This is a genomic window from Pseudarthrobacter sp. O4 (assembly GCF_050157025.1).
Lineage (GTDB): Bacteria > Actinomycetota > Actinomycetes > Actinomycetales > Micrococcaceae > Arthrobacter.
Genome location: NZ_CP189591.1, coordinates 2512233 through 2525872, shown reverse-complemented (window position 1 = coordinate 2525872; position 13640 = coordinate 2512233). Strand labels below are relative to the sequence as shown.

Annotated in this window: 18 protein-coding genes and 2 pseudogenes; 6 read left to right on the top strand and 14 right to left on the bottom strand. The window is 65.3% G+C overall.

The annotated features are described in order from the left end of the window. Positions 1-867 precede the first annotated feature (867 nt). A complete protein-coding gene (locus ACQCSU_RS11715; protein WP_426975428.1) occupies positions 868-1116 on the top strand; it encodes a LapA family protein in 249 nt (82 codons plus the stop codon). 10 nt (positions 1117-1126) lie between these two features. Here the strand turns inward: ACQCSU_RS11715 and ACQCSU_RS11710 are convergent, their stop codons facing one another. Further along, entirely contained in the window at positions 1127-1810 is a 684-nt protein-coding gene (locus tag ACQCSU_RS11710; protein WP_426975427.1) for a class I SAM-dependent methyltransferase, read from the bottom strand. 57 nt (positions 1811-1867) lie between these two features. Here ACQCSU_RS11710 and ACQCSU_RS11705 point away from each other — a divergent pair. The 3 genes and pseudogenes from ACQCSU_RS11705 to ACQCSU_RS11695 all read left to right on the top strand — a co-directional run. After that, a pseudogene (locus ACQCSU_RS11705) lies at positions 1868-2788 on the top strand (dihydrolipoyl dehydrogenase family protein); the annotation flags it as partial. A gap of 75 nt (positions 2789-2863) precedes the next feature. Next, positions 2864-3253: a hypothetical protein gene (locus tag ACQCSU_RS11700; protein ID WP_426979771.1), complete on the top strand. Its 390-nt coding sequence runs from the start codon at positions 2864-2866 to the stop codon at positions 3251-3253. A 448-nt stretch (positions 3254-3701) separates the two neighbouring features. Then, entirely contained in the window at positions 3702-4373 is a 672-nt protein-coding gene (locus tag ACQCSU_RS11695) for a class I SAM-dependent methyltransferase (RefSeq protein ID WP_426975425.1), read from the top strand. Positions 4374-4800: 427 nt separating this feature from the next. On the opposite strand, the gene ACQCSU_RS11690 is transcribed toward ACQCSU_RS11695, so the two are convergent. Then, a complete protein-coding gene (locus ACQCSU_RS11690) occupies positions 4801-5313 on the bottom strand; it encodes a YceI family protein (RefSeq protein WP_426975423.1) in 513 nt (170 codons plus the stop codon). A gap of 178 nt (positions 5314-5491) precedes the next feature. Between ACQCSU_RS11690 and ACQCSU_RS11685 the strand changes: the two genes are divergently transcribed. Further along, positions 5492-5863, top strand: coding sequence for a recombinase family protein (locus ACQCSU_RS11685; protein ID WP_426979770.1), 372 nt, complete (start codon positions 5492-5494; stop codon positions 5861-5863). Here the strand turns inward: ACQCSU_RS11685 and ACQCSU_RS11680 are convergent. The 11 genes and pseudogenes from ACQCSU_RS11680 to ACQCSU_RS11630 form a co-directional block, all read right to left on the bottom strand. Then, complete coding sequence (locus tag ACQCSU_RS11680) at positions 5836-6015, bottom strand: hypothetical protein (protein WP_426975422.1); 180 nt, start codon at positions 6013-6015, stop codon at positions 5836-5838. The two genes, ACQCSU_RS11685 and ACQCSU_RS11680, sit on opposite strands and share 28 nt — an antisense overlap. Next, the gene (locus ACQCSU_RS11675) at positions 6009-6131 is read right to left on the bottom strand and encodes a hypothetical protein (protein ID WP_426975421.1); all 123 of its coding nucleotides are present in this window, start codon (positions 6129-6131) and stop codon (positions 6009-6011) included. Before ACQCSU_RS11675 ends, ACQCSU_RS11680 begins: the two co-directional genes overlap by 7 nt. Positions 6132-6413: 282 nt before the next feature. Further along, positions 6414-6710, bottom strand: coding sequence for a hypothetical protein (locus tag ACQCSU_RS11670; RefSeq protein ID WP_426975420.1), 297 nt, complete (start codon positions 6708-6710; stop codon positions 6414-6416). A gap of 199 nt (positions 6711-6909) precedes the next feature. Further along, positions 6910-7392, bottom strand: a complete 483-nt coding sequence (locus tag ACQCSU_RS11665) for a MerR family transcriptional regulator (RefSeq protein WP_426975419.1) — start codon at positions 7390-7392, stop codon at positions 6910-6912. Between the two features lie 363 nt (positions 7393-7755). Continuing rightward, a complete protein-coding gene (locus tag ACQCSU_RS11660) occupies positions 7756-7947 on the bottom strand; it encodes a hypothetical protein (RefSeq protein ID WP_426975418.1) in 192 nt (63 codons plus the stop codon). 161 nt (positions 7948-8108) lie between these two features. Beyond that, entirely contained in the window at positions 8109-8780 is a 672-nt protein-coding gene (locus tag ACQCSU_RS11655; protein ID WP_426975417.1) for a hypothetical protein, read from the bottom strand. Further along, complete coding sequence (locus tag ACQCSU_RS11650; protein WP_426975416.1) at positions 8777-9778, bottom strand: DUF3179 domain-containing protein; 1002 nt, start codon at positions 9776-9778, stop codon at positions 8777-8779. The genes ACQCSU_RS11655 and ACQCSU_RS11650 overlap by 4 nt, the downstream gene beginning before the upstream one ends. Positions 9779-9845: 67 nt before the next feature. Beyond that, positions 9846-10171, bottom strand: a pseudogene (locus tag ACQCSU_RS11645) (recombinase family protein). A gap of 368 nt (positions 10172-10539) precedes the next feature. Then, positions 10540-10680, bottom strand: coding sequence for a dihydrofolate reductase family protein (locus ACQCSU_RS11640; RefSeq protein ID WP_426975415.1), 141 nt, complete (start codon positions 10678-10680; stop codon positions 10540-10542). 554 nt (positions 10681-11234) lie between these two features. After that, positions 11235-11813, bottom strand: a complete 579-nt coding sequence (locus tag ACQCSU_RS11635; protein WP_426975414.1) for a dihydrofolate reductase family protein — start codon at positions 11811-11813, stop codon at positions 11235-11237. Continuing rightward, on the bottom strand, positions 11810-11971 hold the full coding sequence (locus ACQCSU_RS11630; protein WP_426975413.1) for a hypothetical protein: 162 nt from the start codon (positions 11969-11971) through the stop codon (positions 11810-11812). Before ACQCSU_RS11630 ends, ACQCSU_RS11635 begins: the two co-directional genes overlap by 4 nt. A 380-nt stretch (positions 11972-12351) precedes the next feature. Between ACQCSU_RS11630 and ACQCSU_RS11625 the strand changes: the two genes are divergently transcribed. Then, the gene (locus ACQCSU_RS11625; RefSeq protein WP_214966453.1) at positions 12352-12915 is read left to right on the top strand and encodes a dihydrofolate reductase family protein; all 564 of its coding nucleotides are present in this window, start codon (positions 12352-12354) and stop codon (positions 12913-12915) included. Positions 12916-13055: 140 nt separating this feature from the next. Here ACQCSU_RS11625 and ACQCSU_RS11620 read toward each other — a convergent pair whose 3' ends face one another. Further along, positions 13056-13616 carry a GrpB family protein gene (locus tag ACQCSU_RS11620; RefSeq protein ID WP_426979769.1) on the bottom strand — a complete coding sequence of 187 codons (561 nt, stop codon included), beginning with the start codon at positions 13614-13616 and terminating at the stop codon, positions 13056-13058. Positions 13617-13640: the final 24 nt, after the last annotated feature.

Sequence of the window (13640 nt, the reverse complement as noted above, 5' to 3'; positions counted from 1 at the left end):
TAAATATGATGAGCAGCACCATGCCAGTCCGGCGACCACGACGGCCCAGACCGTACCTGCCCGTGATGTTGTGGGCCGCTGTCCGTTCCGGGACTCGGCGAGGGGATGATTCGGCATGGGCGGAGCCTGTGCTCTCAGCGGATGCGCTGCTGGCTGCCAGTGCCGGTCGGGCGCCGAGTTGCTACGTCGCACGTGGCGGGCGATACCCGGGTGAAACAGCTGAGCGGATGTCGGCATGCTGCTTGACGGTGTAATCGACATAGAAAGGCACGGTGGAAGCATCCCACACGCTCTCAATCGTTGAGACCGCCCGGATACCGAATGGCGGCTTGCGGGCCAAACGGCCGCCGATTCCCGACTGGCGCGCCCTGCCACGCCCAAAGCACGCCTGTAGGGCTGAGAATTCCCAAGGTGGTCCTGGTTCAGGCCGTCACACCGGTCCTGAGTGACGCTGACATGGAGAGGCCCGACGCCAGCTTCTCTTTCACTGGAAGATATGGGGGCCATGTACAAAGTGCCCACCGTCCCGAACGGAAGCACCTTCGGTTAGGCGGATCTGCCACCCGTGAACCCGCCATGGCAGTTCCCACCCCGATTCCATGCCTGGCCACCGAGCGCTGCACCGTTAGCGTCGGATATTTCACCAATTCACAAGCCACTCGGTTTAGGGGATGAAGAAACGTGGCTGCTGATCCAGCGCCGGGTCCATCAACTGGGCCGCGCCCCGCCCGGCGGCCGGCAAACAGGCCTGCGCCTTCCACGCCGAAACGGCCTCCCCGGAAACCGGCCCAGGACACGGCCGGGGACGCGGAAGTGACGCGGGCCGGGATGATCTGAGTTGCCGTCAGCGCGGGACTGGTTCTGCTGGTGTTGCTCATCATCTTCATCCTGCAGAACCAGGATCGCGTGACCGTGCACTATCTTGGGGTCGCCGGGGAGCTTTCCCTGAGCATGGCGCTGTTCATCGCAGCAGTGGCCGGCGGGATTCTGGTCGCGATCACCGGTGCAGCGCGGATCCTCCAGCTCAGAAGCCAACGCCGCCACCCGCGCGCTCGGCCGCCGGCCCCGCCGGGATCCGCGACCACCGGCCGACCCGAACGCACGCCCGGGCCCTGAGCCCGCCGCGCTAGGAGTGGCTGCGCTGCAGGGTCCCGGCCCGGATCTGGAGATGCCCGCCCCGGGCGGACCGGCTGAGGACGCCCACACAGTCTTCCTCCACGGCCTGCCAGGGGTGGGCGAGGATATCGGCTCCGCCAATCCTGCATGCAAGGCGGGCGAGCGGCGCCAGCCAGCGTGCCCGCCCGGCCGGCTCCTGCATGTCCACCACGCAGACCCGGGCCTCCGCGCGGAGGAGGCCGGGGATATTTGTCCAGGCGCACCGCCAGGCCGGCATCAGCGAGAGGGAGTAGGTGGCGACGGCTCCGTCCGAGGCGGCTGCCCCGCCCTGGTCTCGGATCCGGGCCGTGACGGCCCGGGCGTCGAGGCTGGTCATGTCGGCCTGGACCAGGATGACGTTGTCCCAGCCGTGGTGCGTGGTACGGCGTTGTGCCTGGCGGAGCATTCCGGGGCTGCGGTCGATGCCGATGATTGTCCCTGCGGGGCCGATCCTGTCCTGCAGGAGCGGGAAGTTCAGGCCGGTCCCGCAGCCGATGTCCAGGATCTGATCCCCGGGCCGGGGGTCGAGTGCATCGATGCCCAGGATCCGACCTGCCCGGTACACGGCGAACTCGCCGGAGAGCACATCGTAGACCGGTGCATAGATGTTGTACTTGTCTTTGACGGTGCACTCCCGTTCCCGTTGGCCACGCACAGCTGATGGTATTGGCCGGCTTGGGTGCCAACATACCCGACGACGGAGAGGACAGACATGGTGGACAGGGACGGGATTGTTGATTTGCTGGTGCTCGGCGGCGGCACTGCCGGGCTTGTCAGCGCGATGACTGCCGCCGGCGTCGGAGCCCGGACGGTGCTGGTCGAACGCGACCGGACGGGCGGTGATTGCCTGTGGACCGGATGCGTGCCGTCCAAGACACTCCTGGCCGCAGCCGCCACGGCCCGCACCAGGGCAATGCTCACCGGGCAGGCCCCCGACTTTTCTCTCGTCCGCACCATGATCCGGGATGCCATCGCCGCCATCGAACCGGTGGATTCCCCGGAGGCCCTGGAGGCCGCCGGTGTGCGGTTCATCAGGGGCGCCGCCAGATTTGAGGCTCCCGGCGTAGCCACCGTTGACGGCCGGACAATCAGGTTCCGGCAGGCTCTCATCGCCACCGGGGCGGCCCCACACATCCCCGAGATTCCCGGGCTCACGGCCGCCGGCGTGGTGACGTCCGAAACCGTCTGGGACCTCCCCGCGATCCCGGCCCGGCTGGCTGTCATCGGCGGCGGCCCACTTGGCTGTGAGCTGGGCCAAGCGTTCGCCCGGCTCGGCTCCGAGGTGACGCTGATCATCCGGTCAACGATCCTGCCCAAAGAAGACCGGGAAGCGGCCGCACTGATCAAGAACAGCCTGGAAGCGGACGGCATCCGGATACTGGAACACACCCGTGTGGAACGGATCAGCCCGGCCGGATCCGGTTCCCGTCTGGAATAGGACGAGGGCACAGCCCTCACCGCCGACACCGTCCTGCTGGCGGCCGGCCGAACGGCGCGGACGGCCGGGCTCGGACTCGAACACCTGGACATCTCCACCGACGCCCACGGCCAGATCATCACCGACGCCAGGATGCGCACCACGAACCCGTCCGTCTGGGCCGCCGGTGATGTCACCGCCCATCCCCGCTTCACTCATGTCGCCGGGGTACATGCCAGCATCGCCGCCCGCAACGCCGTTCTTGGCCTGGCCAGCAAAATCAGTCCCGTCGTGCCCCGGGTCACCTACACATCTCCCGAACTCGCCGCCGTCGGCACAACGGACACCCCCGGGACGGACATCCATGTCCGGACCATCCACCACACCCACGTGGACCGGGCCGTCACCGACAACACCACCGGGGGCTTCACCCGGCTGCACGTAGACCGGGCCGGCCGGATCCTGGGCGCCACCATCGTCGGGCCCCGCGCCGGGGAATCCCTCCCCGACATCGCCGCGGCCACACACCCCTACCCCACCTACTCGGACGGGGTATGGCACGCAGCGATCGCCGACACCCGTGCCCGCCTGCGCGCACCAGCCACGGCAGCCGTTATCAAAACACTGCTGTTCCTGCGCCGGTGGCGGACCGACCTGGACACCCGGCGCAACCGACGATAACCGGCCACATGGCACCTGCCCGCCACCGTCCCAAATCAACGGCGCCGATCCTTGTAGGCCGCCGCGGCGGCAGGCGTCAGCAAGGTGTTGTCCCAGCCGACAACGAAGACAAGCACGCTCTCGACTTCTACCGGGCACAGGGAGCCGTGGCGTCCCCTGTGACATTCTTTACCTTCATCCTCCGGTAAAGGTTCCCCTTCCGGACACTCAGTGACGCGTTGCCTTGGCAAACAGCGAGTTGTCCTCTTCCTTTTCGTCGGCCGGCCCGGCGGATACCTGCCTCAGCACGCCCTTAGCGTACGATTTCTTCCGTTTTCTGAAGCGGTCCCCTGATGCGGCAAGTCCAGTCGGCATGAGCTTCCACGGTGGGCTCCTTGTGTTAAATTGGTCCGGCGGGCGGTGCTGGACTGCCTGTGCCGATTATGACAGTCATCCGCTGAACCCGGAGGTGGGCCCCATCCCGGAGAGGTACAGCATCTTCGCTCCTCTCTACGACGTGCTGTCGGCCGAGTTTCCGATATACCGGGCCGGAAGGGTGCTCGGCATCGCGGCGATGGCCCCGCGGATGGGGGACCAGGTCCTGGACGTCGGGTGCGGAACCGGCCTGAACTTTCCCCTCCTTCAGGCCGGAATAGGGGAAACGGGCACCATCGTCGGCCTCGACAGCAGCGCGGACATGCTTCGCCAGGCACGCCGCCGGGCCACGAAACGGGGCTGGAACAACGTCATACTTCTTCAGTCCGATGCCGCCACGCTCGACCCCGCGGAGGTCGCCGCGCGCGTCACGGCCGCCGGCGGGCAGGACCGCTCGGATGCGGCCATTGCCTCCTATGCGCTGTCCCTGATGCCGCAGTGGCCCAGGGCCTGGGACAATATGAGGGCACTGTGCCGGCCCGGGGCCATGCTCAGCGTCGTTGACATGCAGGACCCTGTCGGTGCGGCCGCACTTTTCACCCCGCTGGCCCGGCTGGCCTGCCGGCTGGGCGGAGCCGACATTGCGGCCCGCCCCTGGCAGGCCGTGGAGCGTGACTGTACCGGTGTCCTCCGCGCCACGGCCCGCGGCGGCCACCTGCAGATCAGAGCCGGACGGTCAGCCGCGGACGCGTCCGAACCCTCATAAGAATCCATCCCCGGTACTGGTCACGACCGGCCCAGGCACCCCGGATGGATGGCCGGGCACTGAGACCGCCGGGGTATCGCTTCGAAAAGGTCCTCGGCCTGTGTGTTCGACATCACTGAACGCCCAGGAATTTGCAGTGCCCGTCTCTGTTGACCCCGGTGGTTATCAACGCGAGGGCGTTGGCCGCCAAGCCGCCGCCTGGGGATGCTGAATGTGACGGGACCGGTTCAACGGCGGCCTTCGGCGAACATAGTCCCGGAATTCTTGTTATGCGCATCCGCCGCCGGCTGACTGGTTTCACGCACCGGACCATGCCGCGGACGTCAGCCACGATACAGGGACCTGCCATGCTGTCGGTTGCCGGAGCGGGGGTCAGCTTGTCGGCTGTTGCTTGATTGCTGAGATGTCGATTTCGAGGGTCACCTTGTCACTGACGAGGACTCCACCGGCTTCCAGGGGCGCATTCCAGCTGACCCCCCCAGTCTTTCCGGTTAATCGTGGCGGTGGCTTCGAAACCAATCCGCGTATTGCCCGCCGGGTCAACGGCGGATCCGGTGAAGCCGACGTCCAAGGCCACTGTGTTTGTCACGTCTTTGATCGTTAGCTCCCCGGTCACCCGGTAGGTGTCAGCGCCGGCCTGTTCGATCGAGGTGCTGGTGAACGTGATCTCGGGGTACGTGGGCATCGCAAAAAAATCGTTGCTGCGCAGGTGGTTATCACGTTGTTCCACACCCGTATCGATGCTTTCCGCGACAATTCTCAGCTGACCGCTGGACTTTGCCGGCTCCGCGGCGTCGATGTGCACACGCCCCTCGAACTCTTTGAACAGGCCATGGATCTTCGTGACCATCGCATACCGGGCAACGAACCCGATCCGCGTGTGTGCGACATCGAAAATGTAGTCACCCGCGAGATCGGAGCCCTCGGCCTCATTGCCCATTTTCGACTCCATTCCTTCGGTCAAACAGTACCGATGCTGAACGGCCGGCGGAAGACCACGATGAATTCCTGCGCGTTGAGGATTGCCGGGAAGCCAACGGTGTCTCTGCCCGTAGCGCTCTGCCTTCGGATGAACCGCCGGGCGCCGGGACGCCGGGCGGTACGACCAGGGAGTCGGCCTGCGGATTCTCACCGGCACCCTCACCGGAACCTACAACCCGACCGGAGAAGGGAAATTCTTCTTCGTCATGATGGCCGCGTTCGCCGAACTCGAGCGCGACATGATCCATGAACGAACCATGGCCGGCCTCGCAGCCGCCCGGGCCCAAGGCCGCACCGGCGGCCGCCCAACAGTCATGGATACCGATACCATCGCAGCCGCCCGGGCCAGACACGCCAAAGGCGAAAGCCCCACCCAGATCGCCAGAGCACTCTGCGTCTCTCTACCGCCACGTACCAACCAGCAACCCCCAAACAGTCCAACCCGAACAGAATCCTTTGATCGCGAATCCGGGCGGTGTGGTCAGGCCGACGGCCCTTGGGTCAGATAGTTATGTACGTCGTAAAACGTCGTTTCGGACGGCGCGGGCACCCCGATTTCGGCGGATATGGGGCCGAGCTGCTCCTGGTAGAAGGCATCGGCGATTTCCCGGGTCTGCCACACATCCGTAATCCGGATGCCGTTGTCCGTGGCCGTCACCAAGTGGGACACCCCGCCCGGGGCACCGGGACCGCCGGGGTGAAGTGCATTCGTTTGATGACCTCGTCGTATTGGTCCAGGGTAGCGCCGACGAATTCCATGACTACTGCAATTGCCATCACAGGCTCCCATCAACAAAGCGCCGAGCTCTTCGGCGCCGACCACAACGTTAGACGGGGGCCATATGCCGGTCAATGGTGGGCCTGGATCAGACCGTCACGATGGTCCTGAATGAGATTGACGTAGACAATCCTTAGCGCCAACCACTGTTCCCCTGCAGGTCAGACCCCGAGGCTGCGTCAACTGACAGCGATTAGAACATCCGCTGACCCGTCAGGATGGTGCACCTCAACGTAAGGCGGCGGTGGCGGGCCGTGCCAAGCACGGGTCGTCGCGCGGCGCTATGCCAGCGTGCCGAGCCAGGTCGTCACCGCATACAACGCGGCGTAGGTCCCTACCGCGACCGTGAGGACTCCGAGCAGGCGCCACTGCCAGCGCCGCACCCCGGCGATGCTGCACTGATCGCGCCGTCGCAACGCCAGCCACACGAGCAGGACTATGACGGCGAGCCCGCCGAGGCGGAACCACCAGGCGTAATTGCCGTATAGGGCGGTGGCCCACGCGAACGCGGTGCCGGCGCTGACGATGCCGAGCAGGGCGAGCACGGTTGGGCCGGCCCAGCACAGGATGGCGACCACGCCGCCGGTGAGGCCGATCTGTCCCGTCGCAATTTACTTGGCAACGCTGACGTGGGAAATTGCCAAGAAAATTGAGACAAGTCTTCCGAGTCGTGTCTCAGATTGGTTGGCAATTCCGTAGAGAAGGTTGTGGCTCTTGGGGCATGGCCAGGCCCTCGCCAACTGAAGTCGAACCGCCGGCCTGGAGGACTCGCCCTGCTCAGATCGGACGGTTTGCGGTGACGGGTCTCGGTCGGAGGGGCAGCATCGGCCGGGCCCCGGGCTGTGGGGTCTCGATGATGCGGCAGATGACTGCGTCTCCGCCCGAGAGGCGGGCCTGGCCGGCAGCTCGTCTCGCGGAGCGCAGCGTGCCTCGGAGCTGCCGGAGCTCGCCCAGGGTCTTCTCGATCTGGGCAAGGTGCGCATCCAGCAGGCGGATAACATATTCGCATGGCTGGGCGCCGCCGCGCTGGAGGTCGAGGATGTCTCCGATTTCGGCCAGGCGCAGGCCGAGGGACTTGGCCTGGCGGATGAACCGCAGCACCTCGATGTCCTCGGCCGTGAACAGCCGGTAGCCAGCCTCGGTGCGCCCCGGCGTCGGGAGCAGCCCTTTGGACTCGTAGATCCGGATGGCCTTCCGAGTCGTGCTTGCGATCTGGGCGGCCTGCCCGACCGTGTAGTTCTCTGGCTCGATGACGGTCATGGTTCCTCCTCGGTCTCGCCCTCGGCCCCGAATGGTACCTGCTCCAACCAGTATTGACCCGGCCCCAAGGGCCGGGTTCTAGTCTGATGGTACGAAACGGAGAGGAGGAAGGCTATGGCATTCCGAGAGGGAGAGGTCTACCGCTGCCCGGACCTGGGCTGCGCGTGTGAACTCACAGTCACCAAGGGTGCACCCCCCGACTGCGCGGGCGACAGAAATCCGACGTGCTGCTGCGGCCGGACCATGGACCGGGTGACCGCCGCGCCGACGGCCTGAGCGACGATTGCCGGCTCTTCACGGTGAAGAGTCGGCCATCTTGTCCGCTCCAGAAGGCCCCACATGGGAACTTGTCGTGCTGGACCATCACATGCCCTCGTAGTTCCGCTTGCCCTGGCATGAGAAGAACGCCCGGACAGGAAGCGCCGTCTCCAAGGCCAGCGACGCCAGAGCCACGGACACCGGCGCATTCGCCATCCTGCCGTCCAAGCGCGCCAGAAGACGTGGCTCGTCCGTCATGTTCGAGGGCATCGACCTCAGGCCGCCAGCAGCATCCACGATTCCCACCTTAACCGAGACAGGCCCCCCAAAATCCGTAGGTTGCCAACTAAACTGCGAAAAGTGCCAACCAAATTGAGACAGGACACGATCCGCCACATCGGCAGCCGGTCCGTGCAAACCCGCGAGCGGGTTTCCTTGCCACTGCCGGTACTCACCGGTCACCTCGAACCATGGTCGGCAACCGTTCGGGGTGATGTGCTTGGCGGCGGGATCCGTTCCCGGGTGCCGGAGACGAGGACAGCGAGCAGCAAAACAAGAGCCAACGGGTAGAAGATCGGCCGCAACGGCAGCACGAGAGGCAGCAACGTCGCCGCCACACCGCTGCCCAGCACGAGCAGGAAGGTCGGCACACAGCAGGCCAATCCCATGAGGAACGCGGGCAGCACGGCCAGAGCCCTGCTGTAACCGGGTCGCCGGCACGAGACTGCGGTACGCGCTGAGTTGGCCGCAACAGCAATGTTGCAACCGACCAGAGCGGCAAGGACAGCACCGAGGGCGATGTTGACCGGGCTGACAAACACCGCGAGCTGTGGAATCGGGTGCACGACGAGCACCGGTTCGAACAGGTACGGTGCGCGGATTCGCCACAGCGACGCCGGCGCGGTCTGGATGACTGGGGCGTGGTCCCAGTCTCCAGACAACGACACCGCCAGGTCGCCGATCGCGATGAGGTACAGCACCAGGGTCACCGTGGCCGCCACCAGACCGGTGCGCCGATCGCGCCGCACCGCGAGAGCGGCGAGGACCTTGCGCGGCGTGGACGCGCCCGCGGCGATCACGTTGTCCCAACTCGTGCCGACCCGGGCGACGGCGTGCAGCAGCGGGTTCACGGCAGCACCTCGGTGTGCGGGTAGAAGGCATACCAGGCGAACCACATCGCGTCGAGGTAATCCGCCGCCTCCCACCGGCCCCGTACCTGCTGTTCGACGATGGCGGTGTCGAGCTGGTTGGCCCAGTGCGCGCGCACCCGGATGCCTCCGGACTGGGTTTCGATGGCCTGGACGCGCCGGAGGTGCTCTTTGTGGATGGCCAGCCTGCCGTCGCCTGCCCGCACGCCGACCACGACGTCCTTGGCGGCGAAGCGGTGATCCCGCGCTTGCACGGGAAAGATCGGTTCGCCGCCGGTGTAATAGCCGCTCCGTCGGGGGTAGGAGCCGTAGGGGTCGGTGCCGTAGCTCCGCAGGAACCCGGTGTCGGCTGAGAGCACCTTGGTGTTTGGGTGAGCGTTGCGCCAGGCATTCCACGTCGTCCACACGAGCGGCTCCGTGGACAACCGGTTGCCCTTCAACGGGCCCGTGATCGCGGTTCCCAGGATCTGCGGCCACTGCGAATCGGTCGGCCGGTCGTACATGAGCAAGTTCGAGTTGACGAGGTTGCCGGTCGTGCCGAAGGTCAGCTTCTGCCCGGGCGGGCTGTGGAAACCGACCACCGTGCCGGTCAGCGGGCAGTACGTGATCGACAGGGGCTGACCTCCCACGACGTCGTTGACGATCTCGTGCCAGACCAGAACCAGCTGGGGGTACGCCCGGAGTTCACCGTGATAGTCCAGGCCGAACACCGGTTGATCCCCGGCCAGGAAGTCCGCGCCGGCAGCGGAGACGAACTCCGGCCCATCAATGGCCGGGATACCATCCTTGCCCGGACCACCCGACACCACGGCGCCCGCCAGCCCCTCCAATGACGTTGGGTCGGAAGGAGCGGTCTTTCGATCCGGAGACGACAAGCTCTGCCAGACCACGGTGGCGCCGCCACCCACGGCGGCGACCCCGCCGAGCACGGCGAGGCCCTTGAGCACCTGACGGCGACTCGGACTCGGTTGAGTTTCCACAGCCAAACATCCCCACCACGCCTTGCGCCGCGGAATCCACCACCGCGATCACTACAACCCCATTATTTCACCATGCCAGTCGCGTGTCGTGGAGGAGCACCGACTGTCGCTCTGCTGACATGGTCAGCGACTGAACGCCGACGCCGCGTTCATCGAGGGTGGTGACAATGTCAATCAGATCGCGGAGGTTTCGTCCGTGACGGTCAATTTTCCAGATGACAAGGGTGTCGTCTGGTCCTTCAGGCAAAGGTTCCATTGGGGGCGGTCGGCTTTGGTGCCGGTTGAGGTGTCTGTGTAAATCTTCAGGCGGCCTTCGAGCGCCAGGGCGTCGAGTTGCAGCTGCGGGTCCTGGTCGGTGGTGCTGACTCTGGCGTATCCGATCGTGTGGCCCATATTCGAAAGCCTATCGCAACCCATAAATGCAAGCTGGTTTTGTTAGTTTGAATTAGCGGCGGGTTTTGTTCGGCAAATAGGGGCCGGATACCGCCCCGGTTGTCATTTTCCGAAGTCGTCTGCACTGAATGTCAGAAGCCGCCTGCACTGAGCCGGAGGCCGGTACTCCATCGCATGAAGCCGCAGCGGGGCCCCTGGCTAGCGGCTGCCGGAGCCTGCGGCACGCCCTCTCCCGGTTTCCGGGCCACGCCTCGAATTAGGAGGTGCCATGGCCCACCGCGGCGTGCTTCAGTCGGTTGCATACTGCGGGCGCCCGGCCGGCCGGTAGACTTGGAGCGTTATGCCCTTCGGGAAGGATCGCGATTCGATCAGGTCAAGCGCTGTGTCCGGCCGGTGTCGGGGAAAAGGCGCGTGCCCTGGCCGACGACCACCGGACAGACGAGCAGTGTGATCTCGTCGACGAGCTGGTTCTCAAGAAGCCAGCGGACCAGGTTGCCGCTGCCGTGCACCTGCAGTTCGCCTCCCGGCTTGGCTTCAGCTCGCGGATGGCGGCCGCGACGTCTCCGGAGAGGACGGTCGTGTCAGCCCACTTCGGGTCGGTGAGCGTGTTCGATGCGACGTACTTGGGCCTTATGTTCAAGGCCCCGACGATGGGGTTCTCCAGATCTTCCCTCACGCCCCAGTATCCGGCGAAGAGCTCGTAGGTCCGCCGGCCGAACAGGAACGCGTCGGCGCGCTGGTAGAACTCGTTGACGAATGTCATGGCCGCGTCGTCGAACAGCGGCCTGGCCCATCCGCCGCGCTCGAATCCTGGGTCGAGATCTGGGTGGCGACCCCCGTTTCCCTGCATCACGCCGTCGACAGAGACTTGCGTGTTGGTCATCAGTTTCATGATTGTGGTTCCCCTCTCGTTGGTTTAGTCGTCATTCGGTAAGACCGGACCGCCGCGGCAGCCCGTAGGGCACCATGGTCTCCAGTCGATCGACCGGGCCGGCTACGAGATCGGTCTGCGGGAGCTTCCGGGTCGGGTTCGGCTGCTGACTGGTGGGGTCCATGGGCGGACTCAGACATGCAGGGTGGGCCGGTAGATGAGCTCTTGGGTGCGGCCGTCGAGCGTCCGGCTCTCGATCAGCTCGAGGTCGAAGTCGGCCGCACCCTGGAAGATCGGGTCCAGTCCGGTCTGACCGGTAATCACAGGGAAGAGTGTCACCTGGACGCGGTCGACCAGACCGGCGGCCATCAGCGCCCGGTTCATCGACAGGCTGCCGTGCGAGCGCAACGGCACCTTGGACTCCTGCTTGAGCCGGGCGACGACGTCGACGGCGTCGCCGCTCACGACGGTCGCGTCCGGCCAGTCGAGGGGCCCTTCCAGTGTGGTCGAGACCACCGTTGCTGGCAGGCTCCTCATCCGGGTGACCCATGGGTCACGCACGTCGGACTCCTCGGTGCTCGAGGCCAGCATCTTCGCGAACGCCCGATACGTGTTGGCCCCGATGACCATCCGCTGCTCCTGGTCGTACAAGGCGAGGCGGTGGTCGAGCAGCTCGGGGCCTTGCTTGCCCCAGTAGCCGGTCCAGTTGCCGCTGGCGGCGCCGAAGCCGTCGAGGCTGGTAAAGACATCGAAGGTGTAGGTAGCGGTCATGATGCTCTCCTCGAGTGCGGTGGATGGGGTGCGCTTTTGCCGTTGATGGTCACGACCACCGGCGGCCGCCTCCCGGCACCGAGCGCGTTGACGATGTCCTCGGGGACCTTGATGCCTGCCTTGTTGCCGCTGCCCGGGAGGGTCGTTGTGAATTTCATCCTCACAGTACGCCTCCCGCCCCGACCCCCGACAGGTCCACTGTGATCGATCACGGCGTTCCCGAACGAGGCAATGTCGCTCAAGGTCGTGATTGCCCCCTTCTCAGAAACGAAGGATTTCAAGAACAGGTTGATTCGAGAATCGTGAAGCTTGCGGCGAGTGGCCACACGAAGGCGTCATTCTGCGGGTGTCAGTTTCCGAAGTCGACTGCACAGAATGTCCAAAGTCGTCTGCACAACCCCGCCCGCATGGGGATCCTTTCCGTACGGAGCATCTGCTTGGCGTGGTGGTCAACTGGCCCTCGGTGTGGCCTGACCGATGACTTTTCCGCGCCGTGCGGGTCTGTACAACGAATACCGACTCACGGGAGACTGGCGCCATGCGCAAACTGACCTTCGGCATGAACCTGAGCCTGGACGGCTACATCGCCGCGCCCGGCGACGACCTCGGCTGGAGCGTACCGAGCGACGAGCTGTTCCAATGGTGGTCCGACCGGGTGGGGGCGACGGGCCTGGCGCTGTACGGCCGCAAACTGTGGGAGACGATGAGCTCGCACTGGCCGACCGCCGACCAGCAGCCTGGCGCCACACCGGCGCAGATCGAGTTCGCCCGCCGCTGGCGGGACATGCCGAAGGTGGTGTTCTCCTCGACGACCAGCACGGTCGACTGGAATACCCGCCTGGTCACCGGCGACGCGGTCACCGAGATCACCCGGCTCAAGGCCGACGACGGCGGCCCCATGGACATCGGCGGTGCCACACTCGCCGCGGCGGCCATGCGGGCCGGGCTGATCGACGAGTACGCGATCGTCACCCATCCGGTCCTGGTGGGCGGCGGCACGCCTTTCTTCACAGCCCTGGACAACTGGGTGAACCTGAGCCTGGTGGAGACCCGGACGTTTCCCGACGGTGTGGTCCTTACCAGGTACGAGACCAGGAGCTGAGTGCCCGACGTCGAATCAGCGCGGGCTTCGGGCCACCCAAGGATCTCGTGCCGCTGTGTTCCGAGGCGATCGTGACGTTCCTGCCGGATCCTGTTCTTCACCGCAGACGATCCGTCCGGATAGGGATCCTTCACCGGACGCTACTCGCGCCTGCCTCGGGCACGAGCTTTAATTGCTGAGATCACTTCGCTCTTGGCCTCGGCGTAGGCATTCATGTCGTCCCAGTCTTGAGTGAGCAGAGCCCGTTTGGTGCCTTCGTAGAGAGTGCGGTCATCTGCATCGGTGCGTAAGTGGTCGCGGAGCAGAAGGTAGTCATCAACGGCAGGATCGCGTCGCTCGAGAATGTGCACATGCACGTCGCGTGCTGGCGTGCGCACCATGCGGTGCCCCGGCTCGCGAACCCTGAGCTCGTAACCTGCCGCCACCAGTACATCGAGATAGTCCTCCTCCGCGGTGATGTCGTGAACTGTGACAACGATGTCGATGATTGGTTTCGCTGCCAGCCCAGGAACTGAAGTCGACCCAATGTGTTCAATTTCAACCTGTGTTGCCGATAGCGCATCGCGAATCCGGCGCTGGTGATCGAGGTACATGCTGTGCCACCGAGCGTCATAGTGCTTCAGGCCGAGCTGGCGGTTCTCGATACCCCCGACAAGCTCAACGTCTCCAACGTCCGGCCGGCGTGGCTTGAGGTTCTTCATCACGTAAATATCCTCCCATTTCCA

Coding starts and splice junctions, on each gene's coding strand:
- ACQCSU_RS11690 (WP_426975423.1), bottom strand. CDS start 5,313: ATGGGCAATGAGGCCGAGGGCTCCGATCTCGCGGGTGACTACATTTTC.
- ACQCSU_RS11675 (WP_426975421.1), bottom strand. CDS start 6,131: ATGGCAATTGCAGTAGTCATGGAATTCGTCGGCGCTACCCTGGACCAA.
- ACQCSU_RS11665 (WP_426975419.1), bottom strand. CDS start 7,392: ATGACCGTCATCGAGCCAGAGAACTACACGGTCGGGCAGGCCGCCCAG.
- ACQCSU_RS11635 (WP_426975414.1), bottom strand. CDS start 11,813: ATGACCGCTACCTACACCTTCGATGTCTTTACCAGCCTCGACGGCTTC.
- ACQCSU_RS11630 (WP_426975413.1), bottom strand. CDS start 11,971: ATGAAATTCACAACGACCCTCCCGGGCAGCGGCAACAAGGCAGGCATC.
- ACQCSU_RS11625 (WP_214966453.1), top strand. CDS start 12,352: ATGCGCAAACTGACCTTCGGCATGAACCTGAGCCTGGACGGCTACATC.
- ACQCSU_RS11620 (WP_426979769.1), bottom strand. CDS start 13,616: ATGAAGAACCTCAAGCCACGCCGGCCGGACGTTGGAGACGTTGAGCTT.